Consider the following 21,151-nt stretch of genomic DNA (forward strand, 5'->3'; position numbering starts at 1 on the left):
TCACCGAATTCGTGCTTCGATTCCGCAAAAATAGGCTTTTGCAAGGGATTTCCGGGCTCGAAACCGCTGTGTACGGTGCGAAATATGAAGAATCATCTGGTCCGCACCCACCGCTCCGCGGAGCGCTTCCCCCGCGCGGAACACCTCGCCTGGCGCATCGCCGAGGTCGCCGCCGATCCGGTGGAGGTCGCCCCCGAGGTCGAGCGGATGATCGTCAATCGGCTCATCGACAACGCGGCGGTCGCGGCGGCCTCCCTCACCCGGCGTCCGGTCGCCAATGCCCGCGCCCAGGCCCTGGCGCATCCGTACGCACCGGGCGCGACCGTCTTCGGCGCGCCAGGCTCCTACTCGCCGGAATGGGCGGCCTGGGCCAATGGAGTCGCGGTGCGCGAGCTGGACTTCCACGACACCTTCCTGGCCGCGGAGTACTCGCACCCGGGCGACAACATCCCGCCGATCCTCGCCGTCGCCCAGCACACCGGGCGCAGCGGCCGGGACCTGATCCGCGGTCTGGCAACGGGTTACGAGATCCAGGTCGATCTGGTCCGCGCGATCTGCCTGCACGAGCACAAGATCGACCATGTCGCGCACCTGGGCCCGTCGGCTGCCGCCGGGATCGGCACGCTGCTCGGCCTGGACACCGAGACCGTCTACCAGGCCATCGGCCAGGCCCTGCACACCACGACCGCCACCCGGCAGTCCCGCAAGGGCGAGATCTCCAGCTGGAAGGCCTACGCCCCCGCCTTCGCCGGGAAGATGGCCGTGGAAGCGGTGGATCGGGCCATGCGCGGCGAGGGCGCGCCGGCGCCGATCTGGGAGGGCGAGGATGGCGTGATCGCCTGGCTGCTGGGCGGTCCGGACACGGAGTACTCGGTGCCGCTGCCCGGCCCCGGCGAACCCAAGCGCGGCATCCTCGACACCTACACCAAGGAGCACTCGGCCGAGTACCAGAGCCAAGCCCCCATCGACCTCGCGTGCCGGATGCGCGAGCGGATCGGCGACCTGGATCAGATCGCCACGATCGTGCTGCACACCAGCCACCACACCCACTACGTGATCGGCACCGGGTCGGGCGATCCACAGAAGTTCGACCCCGGCGCTTCCCGGGAGACCCTCGACCACTCGATCATGTACATCTTCGCGGTCGCCCTCCAGGACGGCGCCTGGCATCACGAGCGCTCCTACGCGCCCGAGCGCGCGCGACGCCCGGACACCATCGCGCTGTGGAACAAGATCTCCACCGCCGAGGATCCGGAATGGACGCGGCGCTACCACTCCACCGACCCGAGCGAGAAGGCGTTCGGGGCGCGCGCCGAGATCACCTTGCGGAGCGGCGAAGTCATCGTGGACGAACTGGCGGTCGCCGACGCGCACCCGCTGGGCGCGCGGCCGTTCGACCGCGACCAGTACATCGCGAAGTTCCGCACCCTCGCCGAAGGCGTCGTGGAACCCGCCGAGCAGGACCGCTTCCTGGCGGTGGTCCAGCGCGCGGGCGAACTGTCCGCCGGTGAGCTGTCGGAGCTCACCGTCACCGTGTCTGCCGACGTGCTCGCCCGCGCGCCCCGCTCGCCGCAGGGGCTGTTCCGGTGACCGGCCTGATCGCGGCGGCCACCTCGGCCGCCGACAAGCGCGCCGCGTTCCGGGCGGGTCTGACCTCGGGCACGATCCAGCGGTTCCCGGGGGCGTTCAATCCCTTGGTGGCCAAGCTGATCCAGGAGATCGGCTTCGAAGGGGTCTACGTCTCGGGCGCGGTGCTGTCCGCCGATCTGGGGCTGCCCGATATCGGGCTGACCACCCTGACCGAGGTGTCCGGGCGCGGGCAGCAGATCGCACGGGTCACCGACCTGCCCGTCCTCGTCGACGCCGACACCGGATTCGGTGAGCCGATGAGCGCCGCGCGCACCGTCACCGTCCTGGAGGACGCCGGGATCGCCGGGCTGCACCTCGAGGATCAGGTCAATCCGAAGCGCTGCGGCCACCTCGACGGCAAGGCGGTGGTTCCGGTCGAGGAGATGGTGCGCCGCCTGCGCGCGGCCGTATCCGCCCGGCGCGACCCGAATCTCGTGATCTGCGCGCGCACCGACGCGGCCGGGATCGAGGGCCTCGACGCCGCCGTCGACCGGGCCCGCGCCTACGCCGACGCCGGCGCGGACCTGATCTTCACCGAGGCGCTGCGCACCCCGGCCGACTTCGAGCAGTTCCGGTCCGCCGTCTCGATTCCCCTGCTGGCCAATATGACCGAGTTCGGCAAGTCCGACCTGATTCCGGCGTCCACGCTGGAATCGATCGGCTACAACGCCGTCATCTACCCGGTCACCACGCTGCGGCTGGCCATGTTCGCCGCCGAGACCGGGCTGCGGGAGATCGCGGCCACCGGCACCCAGTCCGGACTGCTGGACCGTATGCAGCACCGCAGCCGCCTCTACGAGCTCCTCGACTACGAGCGCTACAACGAATTCGATTCCGACATCTTCAATTTCACCCTGGGAAGGAACCAGTGATGACGGAGATCCAGACCATCCACCGGGGTCTCGCCGGCGTCGTCGTCGACACCACCGCGATCTCCAAGGTGATACCGGAAACCAACTCGCTGACCTATCGCGGCTACGCGGTCCAGGATCTGGCGGCCCACTGCACGTTCGAACAGGTCGCCTACCTGCTGTGGTACGGCGAACTTCCCACCCACATCCAGCTGGCGGAGTTCCAGCAGCGGGAACGGGCGTCCCGGCGGGCCGACCGGTCGCTGCTGGCACTGGTGGCCAAGCTGCCCGAGAACTGCCATCCGATGGACGTGGTGCGCACCGCGATCAGCTATCTCGGCGCCGAGGATCCGGCCGAGGACGACAGCTCGCCGAAGGCCAACCGCGCCAAGGCCTTACGCATGATGGCGGTGCTACCGACCATCGTCGCCGCCGACCATCGCCGACGTCACGGTCTGGATCCGGTCACACCGCACTCGCATCTGGGTTTCGCGGAGAACTTCCTGAACATGTGCTTCGGCACAGTGCCCGCTCCGGAGCTGGTCAAGGCGTTCGAGATCTCGCTGATCCTGTACGCGGAGCACAGTTTCAACGCCTCCACCTTCGCCGCCCGCGTGGTCACCTCCACCCGCTCCGACATCTACAGCGCGGTCACCGCCGCCATCGGTGCGCTCAAAGGTCCCCTGCACGGCGGGGCGAACGAGGCGGTCATGCACGACATGCTCGAGATCGGCGACCCCGCCCTGGCCGAGGCCTGGCTCCGGAACAAGCTGTCGAGCAAGGAAAAGGTGATGGGCTTCGGCCACCGGGTCTACAAGAACGGCGACTCCCGGGTGCCGACCATGCGGAAAGCCCTGCTCGACATCGCCGCCGCGACCGACGGCGGCACGTGGATACGGATGTACGACGTCCTCGAACGAGCCATGCGCGAGGCCACCGGAATCGCACCCAACCTCGATTTCCCCACCGGTCCCGCCTACTACCTGCTGGGCTTCGACATCGAGGCGTTCACCCCGATCTTCGTGATGAGCCGCGTCACCGGCTGGGCCGCCCACATCATCGAGCAGAGCGAATCCAACGCCCTGATCCGGCCGCTGAGCGAATACGTCGGCGTCCCGCCACGACCGGTCGTGGCGGGCTGAACCGTCCGCTACCGGGTCAGCGGCCGAGGTGGCTGTAGACCTCGGCGGCCACGGCGGTGTCGCCGCGCGGTGTCGGGTGGAAGGGGAGGCCGACCAGGTTCACCTTCGGGTCGAGGGCGGCCAGGACCCACGGGTCGGGGGCGCACAGGCCGTGTCCGGCGGTGGGGACGCGGGCGTCGACGAAGTCGATCGAGAGGATCTGGGCCGCATCGCGTTCGGCGTCGTCGAGGCGGTTCCAGAAGGCGTTGACGGCGCCGCCCCGAGGCTGGATGTAGCGGAAGGTGCCGAGGACGTCGAGGCACCAGGTGTTCGAATTGACCGGGGCCAGTTCGGGATAGCCGACGAGCTGGATCTTCGCGTTGGGGGCGTAGTACTTCACGTACTCGACGACCTTGCGGATGCGGTCGGCGTAGGCGGCGCCGGTGATGGTGTCGAGCTCGGGCCAGTGCTCCTTGTCGACGGCGTCGGCGTCGCAGCCCTGGCTCATGTTCAGCGCGCAGCGCAGCTGGCTGGGGGCATCGGCGACATTGGTGGAGTCGCGCGGCCAGGAGTCGTTGGCGCCCAGCTGGATCGCGACCACCTGGGTGCGCGGGCCGAACGCGCCGTTCTTGCTCGCCTTGATCGCCAGCTGCGACAGGGTGTAGCCGTCACGGCCGGGGATCTCCTTGCCGGTCGAGGTGACCGGGCCGCTGTCGATGGAGGCGTTGGTGCAGGTCGCGTTCTCGAAATCGGCTGCGGGGACACCCATCAGCGCGCTCAGCTGGACCGGCCACGAGGTGTCGCGGTGCAGGCACTCGTGCGACGCGGCGTCGTTGTTGCCGTCGCATTTGACCAGGACCCCGTCGCAGGCCGGGTTCGCGGCGAACGAATCGCCGAGTACGACAAGGGTGCGACCCTGCGCCGGGGCCGGTTCGTCGGCCGCGGCGACGCCCACCGAACCCGCGGCGGCGAGCACCGCGGCGGCGGCGGCCAGCCGCAGCGACGCGCCCTTGGTCGTGAAACTCAACATGCAAATCCTCCCCAGCGGAAACGTTGCGCTAGACCGACAGTGTTGCTCATGAGACCGACAGTGTTCTCACCAGGCCGACAGAGTTCTCACGAGGCCGGAGGAACGATCATGTAGGTCAGCTTCGGCCAGGCCACCGACAGCGGGACCAGCGGCTCGCGCAGGATCCAGATGTTCACGTGATGGTTCTGGCCGGCGATGCCGAGCTCGTCGATCATCTGCAGCGCTTGGGTTTTCTGCCCGAAGTTCGCGAGGAACGCCCGCTGTTCCGGACTGTCGTTGTACCCGACCCACAGGATGGTCGTGGCGGAGTCCGGCGGCGGACCCCACACGGCGAAACCGCGATTCGGGCTGTACGCCGGTGGAATCGACTGGAACTTGCCGTAGTGGTCGAGCGCACCGGCCTCGTTGTAGGCCTCCGCGACCACCGCGGTCGCGGCCCGCTCCTCGGGCGGCAGACCGGCCGCCACCCTCTCCACGGCGTCGGCCAGGTCCGCCCAGTCGTCGTTGCCGTAGTGCTGCAGGAAGCCCAGCTTGCTGGTGTTGGGGACGTCGATCCAGCTCTTCGGGTAGGGGAGCGTGGCCAGGGCTGCCATCAAAACGGCGGTGAGAACGGTCAATCCGGTGAACACGCGCCGCAGCACGGCCGCCGGACGCGGACCCGCGGTGTCGAACAATCCCGACAGCACCACCGCGCCCGCACCGAAGATCGCGGGAATGATCCCGGCGACGTAATAGGACCGGCCGTGGCTCGCGACCACCAGCACCACCATCAGCAGCGCCGCGACGAGCACGAAGCGGTACGGGCGCAGCTTCGGATCCCGGGCCAGGCCGTACAGGCCCAGCACGCCCAGGCCGCCGCCGAGGAATCCGGTGACCACCAGGATCGCGATCACCGTGCCCCACTGGCCGCCATCGCTCTGCGCGGTCTCGTGCGCGATGGCGGCATTGGTGGCCAGCTGCGGCCAATCGTGGGAGGCCTGCCACAGCAGGGCCGGGGTCATGGCCGCCGCCATGATCAGCAGGCCCAGCCACAGGGCCGGGCGGCGCAGGATCTCACGCGGACCCGCCACCAGCATGGCGACACCGACACAGGCGCCGAGCATCAGCACCAGCCACTTGTCCTGCACGTCGATCGCCGCCGCCACGCCCGCGGCGACGAGCAGGCGGTCGCGGCGGGTGCGCACCCACCGGATCAGCAGCCAGATGATCAACGCCTGGAACGCCACATCGATGGCGACGCTGTCGAGCACGGTGTAGGCGAAGATGAACGGCGAGGCGGCGTAACCCGCGGCGGCGAGGAGCTGGAACCGTTCCCGCGCACCGCATTCGTAGGCGACCGCGGCGGTCAGCGCCGAAACCGCGATCAGCAGCAGCAATCCGGGGATCCGCAGCGCGATCACCGATCCGGGCGCGAGCACGTCGGCGAGCCGCGCGATCAGCGGGATCAGCGGGCCGTTGTCGACGTAACTGACCGCGAGGCGGCGACCGCACGCCAGGTAGTACAGCTCGTCGCCCGCCAGCTGGAACCGGAACGCCGAGACCGACCAGACCAGCGTGATCAGGCCGGAGACCAATAGGACACCGCGCCACGCGAACTGCGGTGGCGCGGCCGTCGCCTCGGATTCAGGGGTGATGGTGAGCGTCATTGCTTCTCCGGGTCAGTGCGACGCGATGTGGCCGTGGATGGTGGCGGCCACGGCCGTGTCGCCGCGCGGCGACGGGTGGAAAGGCAAGGCGGACGGGCTCTGCCGGGGATCGAGGAAGTTGCTGAACCACGGGTCGGCGGCGCACAGGCCGTGTCCGGCGGTCGCGGGCTTCAGGTCGATGAAGTCGATGCCCAGGATTCCGGCGGCCTCGCGCTGGGCGGTCTGCAGCCGGTTCCAGTACGCGACCATGGCTCCGGCCCGCGGCTGGACCCAGTGCACGACGCCGAGGATGTCCGCGCACCACTCGGTCGCGCCCTCGGGGGCGATCTCGGGATAGCCGATCAGTTCGATCTTCGCGTTCGGGGCGTAGTACTTCACATAGTCGACGACCTTGCGGACGCGGTCGGCGTACGCCGTCCCGGTGATGGCCGTGTAGTCCGGCCACCGGCCCTCGGCCACCGCGGCGTCGTCACAGCCGTGTACGAGGTCGATCACACAGGTGAACACCTTGTTCACATCCGCGGAGAGGGTCGCGTCCTTGGGCCAGGAGTCGTTGAACCCGAGCTGGATGGTCACCACCCGGGTCCGCGGCCCGAACGCGCCGTTCTGCGCGGCGTCGAGGGCCAGCTGCGCCAGGGTGTAGCCGCCGCGGCCGGGCACCTGCTCACCGGTGGAGGTGACCGGGCCGGTGTCGATCGACGCGCTCGAGCACGAGTTGTTCACGACGTCGGCGGCCTCGACGCCCATCAGGGCGCTCAGCTGGACGGGCCACGAGGAGGGTCCGTGCAGGCAGGCCCGCAGCCCGGTGCTGTCCGGGTTCTCGCATCTGGTGAGCACCACGTCACAGGAGGGGTTCGCGCTGTAGGAGTCGCCGAGCACCACGAGCGGGCGGCCAGGTGCGGGGGCCGGTTCGGCCTCGGCGGTGCCCGCCGATGCCGCGGCGGCCAGGACGCCCATGGCGACGGCCAGCCGGGGCAGGAGTACGGCCCGGCCGGTTGTCCAGGAACTGGTCAAGTGCAAAATCCTCATCGAGCCACAGCCATGCCGAACGGGGCACGATTATGATGCAGCCCACAGCAACGGACAGATAAAGCAAAGTAACTGCATTTCACTTGGTTGGCAAGCAAGCGATTCGCACCCGGCGAAGGGGCGTCACCTGCCCCGCAACGCAGTTCGGCCCAGGCGAGAGAATATTCTCTGGCCTGGGCCGATAAGGGTGGCTGACGGGACTCGAACCCGCGACACCCAGGATCACAACCTGGTGCTCTACCAGCTGAACTACAGCCACCATTGCCGGTAACTTCCGGCGCGCTAGAGCTTAACGTGTCGCCGCTGTGAGTACCTAATCGGCTGTTCAGGAGGGGTTTACGGGCGGCTGCGCGGGGGTCGTCAATTCGGCGGCGACAGCGGCGATCTCGGCCGTGGAGGGGCCGGGGGCCGCAACGAACGCGGTGCGGCGGTAGTACTGGAGCTCACGGATGGACTCCTGGATGTCGGCCAGCGCGCGGTGCGCGAGCCCCTTCTCGGGCTGGCCGAAATAGATCCGCGGGTACCAGCGCCGGGCCAGTTCCTTGATCGAGCTGACATCGATCATGCGGTAGTGCAGGTGCGCGTCCAGCGCGGGCATGTCGCGCGCGATGAACCCGCGATCGGTGGCGATCGAATTGCCCGCCAGCGGAACCGTCCGCGGCGTCGGCACGTACTGCTTGATGTAGTCGAGCACCTGCTGCTCGGCCTCCTCGAGGGTGACGACCGACCGCCGCACCTCCTCGGTGAGCCCCGACTTGGCGTGCATCTCGGTCACCACCGGCGGCATGGCCGCCAGCGCGGCGTCGTCGGCGTGGATCACGATGTCCACGCCCTCGCCGAGAATATTGAGGTCACTGTCGGTGACGAGCGCGGCCACCTCGATCAGCTTGTCGCTGTCGAGCCGCAGCCCGGTCATCTCGCAGTCCATCCACACCACGTACTTGTCGGTCACCGCCAAACACTAACTCTTCGCGCGAACCCCACCCGGTTTGCGTCGGACCGTCCGCGCGGCCCGAACCCGATTGGTTAACCGTAGGCAACCCGCGTCGAGGCCGCTCGGACGTGCGATCGAGCAGTATCGTTGCGGGCGAATCTCACGCGCGGCGAGCGGATGGCGTGTGGGTCGGGCAGTTTCTGAGCAGTCGGCACGGCAGACGGAGGAAGCGCGATGACCACCCCGCAGGAGAAGGCAGCGGCGGCTCGGAAGGCCGCCGAGGAAGCGGCGCGGATCGCGGCCGAAGCGGCCGCCGCGGCCGAAGCCGCCGAACAGGAGGCCGCCGCGCAGGAGGCCGCGGAGAACGCCGCCACCGCGGCTACGCCTGCGCCTGCGGCGGATTCGGCCGGCAAGGCCGCGGCCACGGCGAAAGTGGCTGCCGCCGACGCCGATCCGGCGAGCAAGGACGAGGTCGCCGCCCAGGAGATCGCGGCCGGGTACGCCATGGACGGGGTGGCGCTGGAGTTGGGCACCGTGATCGTCGGCGGCACCGTGCATCCCGACGCGCGGGTGCGGATCCCGATGAAGACCATGAACCGGCACGGACTCATCGCGGGGGCCACCGGCACCGGTAAGACCAAGACCGTGCAGGGCATCGCCGAGCAGCTCTCGGCGGCGGGCGTGCCGGTCGTGGTGGCCGACATCAAGGGCGACCTGTCCGGGCTGGCGCAACCGGGACAATCCAACGAGAAGCTGCTGACGCGAGCCCAGGAGACCGGCGACGCGGACTGGAAGCCGCAGGGGTTCCCGTGTGAATTCGTCTCCCTCGGCACCGGCGGGATCGGGGTGCCCATCCGGGCGACGATCACCTCGTTCGGGCCGATCCTGCTCAGTAAGGCGCTGGGGCTCAACGAGACTCAGGAGTCGACCCTCGGCCTGATCTTCCATTGGTCGGACCAGCAGGGCCTGGCGCTGCTGGACCTCAAGGACCTGCGCTCGGTCATCCAGTACCTCACCAGCCCGGAGGGCAAGGAGGATCTCAAGGGCATCGGCGGCGTCTCCGCGCAGACAGCGGGCGTGATCCTGCGCGCGCTGGTGAACCTGGAGGCCGACGGCGGCGACACCTTCTTCGGTGAGCCGGAACTGAATCCGGCCGACCTGATGCGCAGCGCGGGCGGTCAGGGCGTGATCACCCTGTTCGAGCTGGGCGCGCAGGCCGCGCGGCCGCAGATGTTCTCGACGTTCCTGATGTGGGTGCTGGCCGACCTGTTCCAGACCCTGCCCGAGGTCGGCGATATGGACAAACCCAAGCTGGTGTTCATCTTCGACGAGGCGCACCTGCTGTTCAACGGCGCGTCCAAGGCGTTCCTGAACCAGGTCGAGCAGACGGTGAAGCTGATCCGCTCCAAGGGCGTCGGCGTCTTCTTCTGCACCCAGCTGCCCACCGACATCCCCAATGCGGTGCTCTCCCAGCTGGGTGCGCGCGTCCAGCACGCGCTGCGCGCCTTCACCCCCGAGGATCAGGCGGCGCTGTCGAAGACGGTGCGCACCTACCCGAAGACCGCCACCTACGACCTGGAGAAGGCGCTCACCTCGCTGGGCATCGGTGAGGCGGTGGTGACGGTGCTGTCGGAGAAGGGCGCGCCGACCCCGGTGGCGTGGGCGCGCATGCAGCCGCCGCGCTCGCTCATGGACACCATCGGCGACGACGCGATCCGTTCCCGCGCACAGCAGTCCACGCTGTACGGCAAGTACGGCCAGACCATCGACGCGGAATCGGCGTACGAGATCCTGACCGCGAAGATCCAGGCCGCGGCCGAGCAGGCCGATCAGGACGCGGCGGCCAAGAGCTCGCGCTCGGCCAAGCCGGCGCCGGAGGAGGATTCGATGGCGGAGAAGATCGTCAACAATCCGGCGTTCAAGAACTTCCTGCGGTCGGCGGCCACCGTGGCCGGGCGCGAGATCAGCCGCAGCATCTTCGGCACCCGGCGGCGGTAGGCCGGTCCCGGGCTCAGTGCCCGATATCGCGGCTGAGCAGATCGTCGATGGTCTCGCGGCGGACCAGCTCCCGGGACTCGCCGTCGCGGACCGCGACGATCGGGGGCCGCCCGATGCCGTTGTAGGACGAGGCCAGGCTGTGGTGGTACGCGCCGGTGCACGGCACCGCCAGCACCTCGCCGGGCCGCAGATCGACGGGTAGCCGGACGTCGCGGGCCAGGGTGTCGCCCGCCTCGCAGTGGCGGCCCGCGATGGTGGCGGTCATCTGGGGGCCGGTGGGATGCCGGTTGGCGACCACGGCGTCGTAGCGCGCGCCGTAGAGGGCGACGCGCGGGTTGTCACTCATGCCGCCGTCCACGGTCACATAGGTGTGGCCGTTCTCGACGTGCTTGATCGACAGCACCCGGTACAGCGTGACGCCCGCCCGCGCGACGATGGCGCGACCGGGTTCCAGGGCGATGCGCGGGCGCGGGAACCCGTGCCGGGCGCACGCCGCGTCGAGGGCGTCCTCGATGATGTCGGCCAGTTCGGCCAGGTTCAGTTCGGCGTCCCCGCCGCGGTAGGCGACCGCGTGCCCGCCCCCGAGATCCAATTCGGTGAGGGTGACGCCGAATTCGTCGCGGATGCGGGCCATCTCGGCGACCATCCGCCGCACCGCCTCGCCGTAGGGGAAGGTGTTGTGGATCTGTGAACCGATGTGGCAGTGCAGGCCGGTGAGTTCCAGATTGGGTTGCCGCACAATGCGATCCACCACTTCCTTGACCGCCGTGCCGCCGATCGGGAAGCCGAACTTCTGATCGGTGACTCCGGTGCGGACCGCCGGATGCCCGTCGATGTCGATATCGGGGGTGACGCGCACCAGCACCCGTTGCGGTGTCACGGCCAGCGCCGACAGCAGCGTGATCTCGGTGAGCGAGTCGACCACGATGCGCCCGACCCCGCAGCCCACCGCGGTCTCCAGTTCGGCGAACGGTTTCCCGTTGCCGTGCAGCACGATTCGCTCCGGATCGGCCCAGCCGGACAACGCGACCGCCAGTTCCCCGGCCGAGCACACGTCCAGGGACAGGCCCTCCTCGGTGATCCATTCGGCGACCGCGCGGGTGAGCAGTGCCTTGCCCGCGTAGATGATCTCCGCGTCCGGGAATCGGGTCCGGTAGGCGCGGCAGCGGTCCCGCACCTCGGTCTCGTCGAGGACGTAGGTGGGGGTGCCGTATTGGTCGGCGATGTCGGCCAGCGCGACCCCGCCGACGGTGATGCGCCCGTCGGCGTCGTAGTGCGTGTCGCACGGCCAGACGGCCGGGTCGAGACGGGGGATCATGCCCCCGTCCCGCAGCGACGGGAAGATCTCGAGCAGCGTCACGGCGTCTCCTGGTGAGAGCTCCCCGCTTTCTCTTCTGCGGGGCCGTCACCAGGACTACGCCTGATCGAGGGGTCCGAACCGGTCCGGCACGGGCTCTTGACGAGCGCCGGCCCGATCTTGACGTTTTGCTGATCAGCCGCCGAGCTTCTTGTAGGCGGCGCCCGCCACCACCGAGGTGATGGACCGCGGGCCGAACTGCCCGGCGATGCTCATGCCCTTGCTGATCAGGCCCGGGACCACCCGCATCTTGTTGCGGGCGAGCGCGTCGATGGTGATCTTGGCGGTGTGGGCGGCGGTGACCCAGATGAACTCGGGGATCTTGCTGCCCATCTCCTCCTGGTCCGGGTTGTCGGTGCGGACCGGGCCGGGGGCCAGCAGGGTGACATTGACGCCGGTGCCCTTGAGCTCGCCGCGCAGCGACTCGGAGAAGGTGTTGGTGAACGCCTTGCTCGCCGAGTAGGTGGTGTTGTGCGGAATCGGCATATTGCCGGCGGCGGAACCGGTGATCAGGATGCCGCCCGCACGCCGCTCCAGCATGCCCGGAAGCACGGCCAGCGTCAGGTCGTGCACGGCCACCGCGTTCAGTTCCATGATGTCGCGCTCGTAGTCCAGGTCCAGCTTGGCGAGCGCGCCGAAGGTGGCGACACCGGCGTTGTTGCACAGGATCGCGATGTCGCGGGCGGCCAGCTCCTTGGCCAGCGGGGCCCGCTGGTCCCGGTCGGACAGGTCCACCGCGCGCACCTCGGCGGTGATGCCGTACCGCTCGGTCAGCCGCTGCGCCAGGTCGGCCAGCAGATCGCCGCGCCGGGCGACGAGGATCAGCGAGTAGCCCCGCGAGGCAAGCTCTTCGGCGAGGGCGACCCCGATCCCGGAGGAGGATCCGGTCACGACGGCACGATTGTCGGCGGTGGGTGCAGGCAGGCTCACGGCGGAGAGCCTACCGATGTTCGCCCGAACCGGGTGGCCGGGCCACGACGCGAGAGGCGTGCGGGGCCCGGCGACGGGTCCTCCGACTAGCCGGCGTTGGCGGTGCAGGCCGAGTGGCGGAGGGTCGCGGTGCTCGGCTCGGCGCTGCCCAGGCTCACCAGCAGCGGGTTGGGGTCCGGGCCGGCGGCGGCAAGGGCATTGCGTTCGGCCTCGGCGCGGGTGGCGCCGACCGCCCAGAACAGGTCGTTGTCGCGGCGCGAGTAGGCGGCGCAGCCGTTGACCCAGCGCAGCTTGATGAAGCAGTTGCTGTAGCCGCACTCGGACAGGGCGTCGGCGTCCGCCGAGGCCTGGTCCGGGTAGTTCCAGCGGCCCACGATGTGGGTGGAGTCGTCGAGGTTGGCGATGGCGAAGGCGCCGTAGAGGTCGCCCTCGGCGTGGGCGGTGCCCATGGTGCCGGTGAGCAGGGCGCCGGCAGTGCAGGCCACGACGCCCAGTGCGGCCTTACGAGTAAGGGACATAGAGAGTTTTCTCCCCCGGATCGAACGAATCACGTGCTACGCGATCATGTCAGAGGGGTGCGACAGCGCTCACCATCCGAATCGGTTGCCGAATAGGTCATTTCGCCTTCGGATGGCAGCGCTGCCGGTATGCGGAGGTCAGGACCGCGGCTTCGGCTCCATGAACGCGACGCCCCAATTCACGTGGCCGCGCCACACTCCCGCGATGCGGCCGCCTTGGACGGCCGGTTTGGGATCGCCGATCGGCCCGCCCGCCGCGCGGATGGCGGCGACGGCGGCGTCCAGGTCGGCGGTCATGAAGGCGACGCCGACCAGGGCGGGTGGCAGGCCGGAGGTGACGGCTTCGATGAAGGGTTCGCCGACGCGGTAGAAGGCCATCTCGGGTCCCTCCGGGCCGCGGGGGAAGAAGCGGCGGCGCGGGGGGACCCCGAGGACGGCGGTCAGATCGGTGACGGCGGAGTCCAATTCGGGAACCCAGTAGACGACGTGGTCGACGATCGTGACGCCGTTGGGATGCGCCGCACCGGACTCGGACGCCGCCGAATCCAGGTAGGGCACGCCCAGGGTGGCGGGATCGGCGTGGGTTCCGTCGAAGCCCCAGGCGGCCTCGCCCAGCACGCATTCGACCTGCCCGACGCGGAAGCGGCCGTCGGTGACGGTGAAACCCAGCGCCGCCCAGGACTGCTCGTCGCCGGGCAGTCCCAGGCGGGTGAGGTTCGGCATTACAGGCTCGCCGCCAGGCGGGTGCCCTGGTTGATGGCGCGCTTGGCATCGAGCTCGGCGGCCAGGTCGGCGCCACCGATGAGGTGCACCTTCACGCCCGCGGTCCGCAGCGGCTCGTGCAGGTCGCGCACGGATTCCTGGCCGGCGCACAGGATCACGTTGTCGCATTCGATGACCTGCGGGCGCTGCCGCTTCTCACCGAAGCTGACGTGCAGGCCGCGATCGTCGATGCGCTCGTAGTTGACGCCGCCGATCTGCTCGACGCCCTTGGCCTTGACCGCGGCCCGGTGCACCCAGCCGGAGGTCTTGCCCAGATCCTTGCCGAACGCGGACGACTTGCGCTGCAGCAGTACCACTTCGCGGGCGGCGGGGGAGGGCTTGGGGGTGGTGACGAAGCCCGGAACGGTCGGGTCGTCGGAGACGCCCCACTCTTCCTTCCACTCGTCGAGCTTGAGGCTGGGATGCCCTTCGACGGTGAGGAATTCGCTGACGTCGAAGCCGATGCCGCCCGCGCCGATCACGGCCACCTTCTTGCCGACCGGTTTGCCGTCGCGCACCAGTTCGGCGTAGGTGAGCACCTTCGGGTGGTCGATGCCGGGGATATTGGGAATGCGCGGCTTCACACCGGTGGCCAGGATGACCTCGTCGTAGCCGCCCGCGATGAGCTGCTCGGCGGTGGCGCGGGTCTCCAGATGCACGCGCACGCCGGTGATTTCGAGCTGCCGGGTGAAGTAGCGGATGGTCTCGTTGAACTCTTCCTTGCCGGGGATGCGGCGGGCGATGTCGAACTGCCCGCCGACCTTGTCGTCGGCCTCGAACAGGTCCACGTGGTGCCCGCGCTCGGCCAGGCTGACCGCGGCCGACAACCCGGCCGGGCCCGCGCCGACGACGGCGAACCTCCGGGTGCGGCGGGTGGGCAGCAGCTTCAGCTCGGTCTCGTGTCCGGCGCGCGGATTCAGCAGGCAGGATACGGTTTTGGCCTGGAAGGCGTGGTCCAGGCAGGCCTGGTTGCAGGCGATGCAGGTGTTGATCTCGTCGGTGCGCGCGTCCTGCGCCTTGCGGGCCCAGTCGGGGTCGGCGAGCAGCGGACGGGCCAGCGAGATCAGGTCGGAGTCGCCGCGGGTGAGGATCTCCTCGGCGGTCTCGGGCATATTGATGCGGTTGGACGCGCACACCGGAATGTCCACGAGGTCTTTGACCTTCGCGGTCCACTCCACGAACGCGGCGCGCGGCACCGAGGTGACGATGGTGGGCACCCGGGCCTCGTGCCAGCCGATGTCGGTGTTGATGATGGTGGCCCCGGCGGCCTCCACATCCTTGGCGACGGCGGCGATCTCGTCCCAGGTCTGGCCCTTCTCCACGAAATCGGCCATGGAGAGCCGGAACACGATGATGAAGTCCGGGCCTACCGCCTTGCGGACCCGGCGCACGATCTCCCCGGCGATGCGGCGGCGGTTCTCCGGCGAGCCGCCCCACTTGTCCTTGCGCTTGTTGGTGCGCTCGGCGAGGAACTGGTTGATGAAATAGCCTTCACCGCCCATGATCTCGACGCCGTCGTACCCCGCGAACTTGGCCAGGGCGGCGGTGCGCGCGTAATCGTCGATGGTGCTCTCGATGCCCTTGCCGGACAGCGCGCGCGGCTTGAACGGATTGATCGGTGCCTTGATGGCCGAGGCGGAGACGCTGGTCGGCATGTAGGAGTAGCGGCCCGCGTGCAGGATCTGCAGCGCGATCTTGCCGCCCTCGGCGTGCACCGCCTTGGTGATGGCGCGGTGCCGGTAGGCCTCGGTCTTGTTGGTCAGCTTCGCGCCGAAGGGCAGCAGCCAGCCGGTGCGGTTGGGGGCGTAGCCGCCGGTGATGATCAGGCCCACACCGCCTTTCGCGCGTTCGGCGAAGTAGGCGGCGAGCCGGTTGGTGTGCCAGGCGCGATCCTCGAGGCCGGTGTGCATGGAGCCCATGACCACCCGGTTGCGCAGGGTGGTGAAGCCGAGGTCCAGGGGTTCGAACAGGTGCGGGTACGCGCTCATCGGCGAGTGCCTTTCGGGTCGGACGCCTGCGACCGGGCTGTGTCGCGTTTCAGGGCGTCGAGTACTTCGTCGCACCAGTCGATGAACCCCTCCTCGACGCGGATGCCGCCGCGCAGGACGAGGTACTGGTGCAGTTTCGGGCCGGTGAGGTCGGCCGGCGCGGGGTAGTCCTTCTTCTCGAAGGCGCGGTACAGGTCGAGGCGGTGGGCGTGCTGGTCGCGGTGGCGCTGCACTTCGGCGACGATCACGTCCGGATCGCCGAGGGAGGCGGCGCGCAGCTTGACGCCGAGGTCGCTGCGCAGCGGTTCCAGGTCGGCGGGCTCGGCGATCCAGCGGATCAATTCGTCGCGGCCGGCGTCGGAGACGGTGTAGACCTTCTTGTCCGGGCGGCCGTCCTGCGGCACGGTCTCGGCGATCACCCAGCCCTGCTCGTCCATGCGCTTGAGGACGCGATAGATCTGCTGGTGGGTGGCGTGCCAGAAGAAGCCGATGGATTTGTCGAACCGCTGGGCCAGGTCGTAGCCCGAACTGGCGCGTTCGGTCAGCGATACCAGGAGCGCGTGTTCGAGGGCCATGCCGTCAGGGTAACTGCTACGAGACGTACTATGCAATTCAGTGCATAGAGCTCGCGCGTTGCGCGCCGGCGTCGGCGTGTCGGTTAACGCGGCCGGTAGCGGGGCTGATTTCTGAGCGAACCACTCGCCCCTGGGGAGATACTCGGGCGGGGATGAACCTCAGGGGAGCCGATATGCGTTCGACATTCGCCACGGCGGGGGCGGCAGTCCTCATCGCGACATCCGCGGTTCTGATGACCGCGTGCAATGACGAGACGGGCACTCCGGTGCCGGTGACCTCGGTCAGCGCCGCGCCGCAGGGCGCCGGGCAGCCGGGCGCCACCAAGCCCGGTGGCGTCGACACCCGGGCGTTCCTGCGCAGTATCGGTAAGACCGGCTGGTACGAGGGCTTCGAGATCACCATCGACCAGGCCACCGTCACCGCCGACGGCTTCGGCGGCGCGAAGATCCGCGTCGACATCACCTACAAGAACACCACCACCGCCAACAAGACACTCGCCGTCGTGCCCGCCGTCCAGATCGGCGGCGCGATCGACGGCGGCGCCGGGTGGAACAGCCCCGAGGTCCCCGGAAAGGGTTCCGCCACCGGCGATATCACCGCGTCGGTGAAGTCCTACGACACCCCCGAGCATCTGCTCGACACCATCACCATCCTCTACGGCAGCGCCGCGGAGAACCAGACCAAGTTCCCGCTGAAGACCGACGCCAAGGTCGAGAGCGTCGCCCCCCGCACGCTGAACATCACCGGCAAGCTCACCCAGGATCAGACGACGGTCGAGATCACCGGCGCCACACTGACTCCCAGCTACAGCAAGAACGAGGCCGGGAAGATGGAGTTGGCGCTGCACGTCAAGTTCATCGGCGGCGGGGGCATCGCCGCGGGCGGCACCAACATCTCCTACACCGACTTCAGTGCCAAGACCCCGGCCGGGTCCACCGAGGTGGCCGACTTCCGCGGCGCCGTCATCGAACTGCTCGGCCGCAATCAGACGATCGACAAGGCCGGCAATGTCATCGTCTTCCTCGTTCCGTCGCCGGCGACCGGCCCGTATACCCTCTCCTTCGACGCCGCCAAGGGCGAGAAACCGGCGGGCACCCTGAGCTTCACCGTCAGCTGAGCCCGCCCCGCCTCTTTTGCTCCGCGGTAGCCGCGTGCGGGTAGTCGACTACCCGCACGCCACGGTGCGGAGTTCACCTCTCAGGTGGCCCTGCGTGCACCGCATCGGCCGTTTTGCCTGGTTCGGGTAGTTCTGTACCCGTGAGACCTCGGATCCGAGCGATGAGAATCGATCGTGTCGATTCGGGAAAGAGGCTTCGATGGCTACCACACAGAACGACCACAGCGGCGTGACGGTTCGAGTATCGATGTCCGCCGCGGGGATCGACCACGAGCACATGGACCGGCAGACCCGCATGCTGCGGGCCGAGCTGGCCGCGATGGACGGCGTCGAATCGGCGGTCCTGGCGCGCGACACCGCCGGGGCCGCACCGGGTTCGAAGGTGGCCGACCCGGTCACCCTCGGCGCGATCGTGCTGGCCTTGAGCGCCTCCGGCGGGGTGGTCACCACCCTGATCGAGACGGTGCACGACTGGCTGAAGCGCGATCCGGGCTCCCGCCGGGTGGCGGTCACCATCGACGGCGAGAGCATCGAAATCGATGCCGCCAGTGACGCCGAGCAGCACGAGCTGGTCGAGGCCTTCCTGCGACGACACGGCGCGGTGGCGGGGTGAGTTGTCATGGCTGGCCGATTCGCCCTGGTAGTGGCGACCTACACCTTCTCCGATCCCGGACTGCGGCAGCTGACCGCACCCGCCCACGACGCCGAAGCGCTCGCCGAGGTGCTGGCCGATCCGGCCATCGGCGGGTTCGAGGTCACCACGTTGATCAACGAGCCGCACCACGTGGTCGGTTCGGCGGTCGGTGACTTCTTCAGCGACCGCCGGCGCGACGATCTGACCCTGCTGTACTTCAGCGGCCACGGGCTCAAGGACGACGCGGGCAAGCTCTATCTCGCGATGACCGACACCCGTACGCTCAACCCGCTTTTCACCTCGGTCGCCGCGGATCAGATCGACTACGCCATGACCGGCTGCCACTCCAACCACCAGATCCTCATCCTGGACTGCTGCTACAGCGGAGCGTTCCCGGTCGGCGCGATCGCCAAGGCCGACGACCAGGTCCACGCCCTGGAGAGCTTCAGCGGCCGCGGCCGCACCGTGCTCACCGCCTCCGACGCCACCCAGTACGCCTTCGAGGGCGACACCCCGCACGGCCAGGCCTCCCAGTCGGTGTTCACCCGCCACCTGGTCGCCGGCCTCCGCGACGGCGGCGCCGATCTCGACCAGGACGGCGACATCACCGTCGACGAGCTCTACAGCTACGTCCACGACCACGTCGTCGCCGAACGCCCCCGCCAGCGCCCCAAGAAGCAGGACAACGTCGAAGGGCGCACCGTCCTGGCCCGCAACCGCAATTGGCAGGTCCCGCAACACATTCGATCCGGCCTCGAAAGCCCGGCCGTCCGCGACCGCCGCAACGCCCTCGAAGACCTGGATCAGCTGCACCGCACCGGCGGCGCCATCGTCCGGACCCGCGTCCGCGACGCCATCACCCAACTCGTGAACGACGACAGCCGCGCCATCGCCGCCGCGGCCGCTGCCTGGCTCGACACCCACCCCACCGGCACGGCAATGGCGCCTGTCGTCGGCGGCGACGGACCAGCCCCGAAATCAGACTCCCACCCGGACGGTGAGACCCTCCCGGCAACGGCGCCGGAGCGCACCAATGACGCTGCGCAGCAACAGGAATCTCCGACCGAGGACCAGACGCCACCGCCTCCCGCCCCTGAGCAAGAAGGTGCGACCGAACCGGCCACACTGTTCGGCGAACCCGAATCACCTCTCCGGCCGGAACGCGGGGGCGTCGAACGCTTCGGTGGCCGGCTCAAAGGCAAGCTCCGCGAACGGAAGTGGGCGATATCTGTGGCGGCCTCCGCCGCGGCGATCGCCTGCGTCATCGCGGCGGGCGGCTGGTATCTCGCGCCGCACAGCGTAGCCGGGCACGCCACCGCCAACAATTCCGCGCTCCGTGGGCCAGACATAGACCTGGTGAATCTGGTTGCGGCGAAAGGCTATAGCCGCAGCAACTGCGTGCACTGGGACCCTGCTCCGGGCGAGATCGCGCATATCGGATGCGATTTCAACAAGGCCGCGGGTGCGGCATTCGCGCATTTCTATCGCTTCGCGAACCTCGACAAACTCACCGGCTTCTATCAGTCCACGGCCCGAAATCTGCACTCCGGCAGCTGCCCCGGCGACCCACCCGGTCTGGACGGCCCCGTCTTCGACAATCTCCGCAAGGCGGTGGGCCGCAAGACTTGCTCCTTGGATCCCACGGGCTACCCGGCTGTACCGGTTCTGATCGTGACCGATGAACCCGACCTCGCACTCGTCCAGTACTTCTTCGACCCGAAGGACTTCTCGTCACCTGTCGCCGAGCAGCTGCGTAATTACGCGGCGGCGCAGGGGTACCGGCAGTTTCTGCCGGCTGACGAGGCCAAGGACCCGGATCAGTTCACCTCAGCCGATGACGACCTGCTGAAGCGTCTCGGTAGCGACTTCACCTATGCGAACTGTCGGCACGAACACGCGGGACCACTTCAGACCGCGGTGGTCAGCTGCGGTTCACCGGCGAACTATCCCGCCAGCTCATCGTTCGCGGGTCATCCCACCACTGCCGCCGCGAATGCGGACTACCAATCAGATATCGGCATGTTCGGGGGCCACGCCTGTGATGGTCGGCCGGGACCGGACAGTGTCTGGATCCGGGACAATCAACCGATCGGCCGGTTCAGCTGCGTCCCCACTCCTGGAGACGCGCTGCACCCCGACGACCACAGCCCCTGCCTGATCTCGGTCCATGACGGCTTGCATATTTTGAGCGTCTTCTGCGCCTGGTCCCCAGGAGCTCCCCAGGGCGCGCCCACCACCGAGTCGGACTTGCTCGCCTGGTTCCAGAAGGGATACGGATAACCGGCCCGACTCACCTCGTGCAACCGCGGTGGCCCGTCAGCCCAACCCCGCCGCGAAGGCCCGCGCCGCAGCCAGATCCGCGGCGTCGGGCCGTCCCTTGTGGATTCCCCCGACCAGCTTCAACGGCGCGAAGGTATCCAAGGCCCGCACCGAGAACGTATCCACCACCTCGAACCCCTTCCGTCCGAGCAGCCGCGTCATCGGCCCCATCACCACCGGAAACCCACTGGTGGCGAACACGAACCCCCGCCCACCCCGCCCCTCCGGCAGCCCGCGCACGAACTCCCGCAGCCGCGGATGAAACGCCATCGAGAAGATTCCCGACCCGAACCCCACCAGGTCGTACTCCCCGATCTCGGCGGCGGTCACCTCCTCGGGTTCCACGACCCGGGCCCCGAGCGTCGCCCCCATCGCCTCGGCCACCCTCCGTGTATTTCCGTGCGACACCGACACGCACACGATCAAAGCCTTCATCACAATGCTCCTCGCTCCCGCTGGATCCGGACATCTCACAGACACCGCCCGAGAACCGGATCGTGACATGTGGCGGGGGTGTCGGCGGTCACACGGATGCCGTCCCGATCAATCCACCGACGTGCTCGCGTACCGCGAGTACCGGCCGTCATCGACGCGTCCGCCTAAGTGGTGGCCGTCACGGTGCGAGCCGAACGTGCGGCGGGTCTTTCGGAGCTGACCAGGATCTCCGAGGACATGGGTCTCTACGACGACGTTCGACCGAATCCATTGAGAC

The 21,151-nt window shown here is 68.7% G+C and carries 18 protein-coding genes and 1 tRNA gene; 7 read left to right on the forward strand and 12 right to left on the reverse strand.

The window, feature by feature from the left end:
- Positions 1-84 precede the first annotated feature (84 nt).
- From prpD to ACFRAQ_RS18250, 3 genes are read left to right on the forward strand one after another with little or no spacing between them, the layout of a single operon-like run.
- On the forward strand, positions 85-1,590 hold the full coding sequence (gene prpD / locus ACFRAQ_RS18240; RefSeq protein WP_379100969.1) for a 2-methylcitrate dehydratase PrpD: 1,506 nt from the start codon (positions 85-87) through the stop codon (positions 1,588-1,590).
- On the forward strand, positions 1,587-2,501 hold the full coding sequence (gene prpB / locus ACFRAQ_RS18245; protein ID WP_379100972.1) for a methylisocitrate lyase: 915 nt from the start codon (positions 1,587-1,589) through the stop codon (positions 2,499-2,501). The genes prpD and prpB overlap by 4 nt, the downstream gene beginning before the upstream one ends.
- Positions 2,501-3,622: a bifunctional 2-methylcitrate synthase/citrate synthase gene (locus tag ACFRAQ_RS18250; protein WP_379100974.1), complete on the forward strand. Its 1,122-nt coding sequence runs from the start codon at positions 2,501-2,503 to the stop codon at positions 3,620-3,622. Before prpB ends, ACFRAQ_RS18250 begins: the two co-directional genes overlap by 1 nt.
- A gap of 16 nt (positions 3,623-3,638) precedes the next feature.
- Here ACFRAQ_RS18250 and ACFRAQ_RS18255 read toward each other — a convergent pair whose 3' ends face one another.
- The 5 genes from ACFRAQ_RS18255 to orn form a co-directional block, all read right to left on the reverse strand.
- Positions 3,639-4,631: an SGNH/GDSL hydrolase family protein gene (locus ACFRAQ_RS18255; RefSeq protein ID WP_379100977.1), complete on the reverse strand. Its 993-nt coding sequence runs from the start codon at positions 4,629-4,631 to the stop codon at positions 3,639-3,641.
- An 86-nt stretch (positions 4,632-4,717) separates the two neighbouring features.
- Complete coding sequence (locus ACFRAQ_RS18260; protein ID WP_379100980.1) at positions 4,718-6,277, reverse strand: ArnT family glycosyltransferase; 1,560 nt, start codon at positions 6,275-6,277, stop codon at positions 4,718-4,720.
- A 12-nt stretch (positions 6,278-6,289) separates the two neighbouring features.
- Positions 6,290-7,291: an SGNH/GDSL hydrolase family protein gene (locus ACFRAQ_RS18265; RefSeq protein ID WP_379100983.1), complete on the reverse strand. Its 1,002-nt coding sequence runs from the start codon at positions 7,289-7,291 to the stop codon at positions 6,290-6,292.
- A gap of 201 nt (positions 7,292-7,492) precedes the next feature.
- Positions 7,493-7,565: transfer RNA gene (locus tag ACFRAQ_RS18270), tRNA-His, on the reverse strand.
- A 66-nt stretch (positions 7,566-7,631) separates the two neighbouring features.
- Positions 7,632-8,258 (reverse strand): oligoribonuclease, encoded by a 627-nt coding sequence (gene orn / locus ACFRAQ_RS18275; RefSeq protein ID WP_357090438.1) that lies wholly within the window; start codon positions 8,256-8,258, stop codon positions 7,632-7,634.
- Between the two features lie 216 nt (positions 8,259-8,474).
- Here orn and ACFRAQ_RS18280 point away from each other — a divergent pair, with 216 nt between their 5' ends.
- Positions 8,475-10,238: a helicase HerA-like domain-containing protein gene (locus tag ACFRAQ_RS18280; RefSeq protein WP_379100987.1), complete on the forward strand. Its 1,764-nt coding sequence runs from the start codon at positions 8,475-8,477 to the stop codon at positions 10,236-10,238.
- Positions 10,239-10,251: 13 nt separating this feature from the next.
- Here ACFRAQ_RS18280 and lysA read toward each other — a convergent pair whose 3' ends face one another.
- The 6 genes from lysA to ACFRAQ_RS18310 form a co-directional block, all read right to left on the reverse strand.
- Complete coding sequence (gene lysA, locus ACFRAQ_RS18285; RefSeq protein ID WP_379100990.1) at positions 10,252-11,598, reverse strand: diaminopimelate decarboxylase; 1,347 nt, start codon at positions 11,596-11,598, stop codon at positions 10,252-10,254.
- 132 nt (positions 11,599-11,730) lie between these two features.
- On the reverse strand, positions 11,731-12,525 hold the full coding sequence (gene cmrA / locus ACFRAQ_RS18290) for a mycolate reductase (protein ID WP_379100993.1): 795 nt from the start codon (positions 12,523-12,525) through the stop codon (positions 11,731-11,733).
- 86 nt (positions 12,526-12,611) lie between these two features.
- Positions 12,612-13,043: a DUF4189 domain-containing protein gene (locus ACFRAQ_RS18295; protein ID WP_379100996.1), complete on the reverse strand. Its 432-nt coding sequence runs from the start codon at positions 13,041-13,043 to the stop codon at positions 12,612-12,614.
- 138 nt (positions 13,044-13,181) lie between these two features.
- Positions 13,182-13,766 (reverse strand): VOC family protein, encoded by a 585-nt coding sequence (locus tag ACFRAQ_RS18300; RefSeq protein WP_379100998.1) that lies wholly within the window; start codon positions 13,764-13,766, stop codon positions 13,182-13,184.
- The gene (locus ACFRAQ_RS18305; protein ID WP_379101000.1) at positions 13,766-15,793 is read right to left on the reverse strand and encodes an FAD-dependent oxidoreductase; all 2,028 of its coding nucleotides are present in this window, start codon (positions 15,791-15,793) and stop codon (positions 13,766-13,768) included. The genes ACFRAQ_RS18300 and ACFRAQ_RS18305 overlap by 1 nt, the downstream gene beginning before the upstream one ends.
- On the reverse strand, positions 15,790-16,368 hold the full coding sequence (locus ACFRAQ_RS18310; protein WP_379101003.1) for a PadR family transcriptional regulator: 579 nt from the start codon (positions 16,366-16,368) through the stop codon (positions 15,790-15,792). Before ACFRAQ_RS18310 ends, ACFRAQ_RS18305 begins: the two co-directional genes overlap by 4 nt.
- Before the next feature lie 173 nt (positions 16,369-16,541).
- Here ACFRAQ_RS18310 and ACFRAQ_RS18315 point away from each other — a divergent pair, with 173 nt between their 5' ends.
- From ACFRAQ_RS18315 to ACFRAQ_RS18325, 3 genes are all read left to right on the forward strand, one after another.
- Complete coding sequence (locus ACFRAQ_RS18315; RefSeq protein ID WP_379101006.1) at positions 16,542-17,486, forward strand: hypothetical protein; 945 nt, start codon at positions 16,542-16,544, stop codon at positions 17,484-17,486.
- 199 nt (positions 17,487-17,685) lie between these two features.
- Entirely contained in the window at positions 17,686-18,099 is a 414-nt protein-coding gene (locus ACFRAQ_RS18320) for a hypothetical protein (RefSeq protein WP_379101009.1), read from the forward strand.
- A gap of 6 nt (positions 18,100-18,105) precedes the next feature.
- Positions 18,106-20,400 carry a caspase domain-containing protein gene (locus ACFRAQ_RS18325; RefSeq protein WP_379101012.1) on the forward strand — a complete coding sequence of 765 codons (2,295 nt, stop codon included), beginning with the start codon at positions 18,106-18,108 and terminating at the stop codon, positions 20,398-20,400.
- Between the two features lie 36 nt (positions 20,401-20,436).
- On the opposite strand, the gene ACFRAQ_RS18330 is transcribed toward ACFRAQ_RS18325, so the two are convergent.
- On the reverse strand, positions 20,437-20,874 hold the full coding sequence (locus ACFRAQ_RS18330) for a flavodoxin family protein (RefSeq protein ID WP_379101014.1): 438 nt from the start codon (positions 20,872-20,874) through the stop codon (positions 20,437-20,439).
- Between the last annotated feature and the right edge of the window lie 277 nt (positions 20,875-21,151).

The sequence above is a fragment of the Nocardia sp. NPDC056611 genome (assembly GCF_042792755.1).
Lineage (GTDB): Bacteria > Actinomycetota > Actinomycetes > Mycobacteriales > Mycobacteriaceae > Nocardia.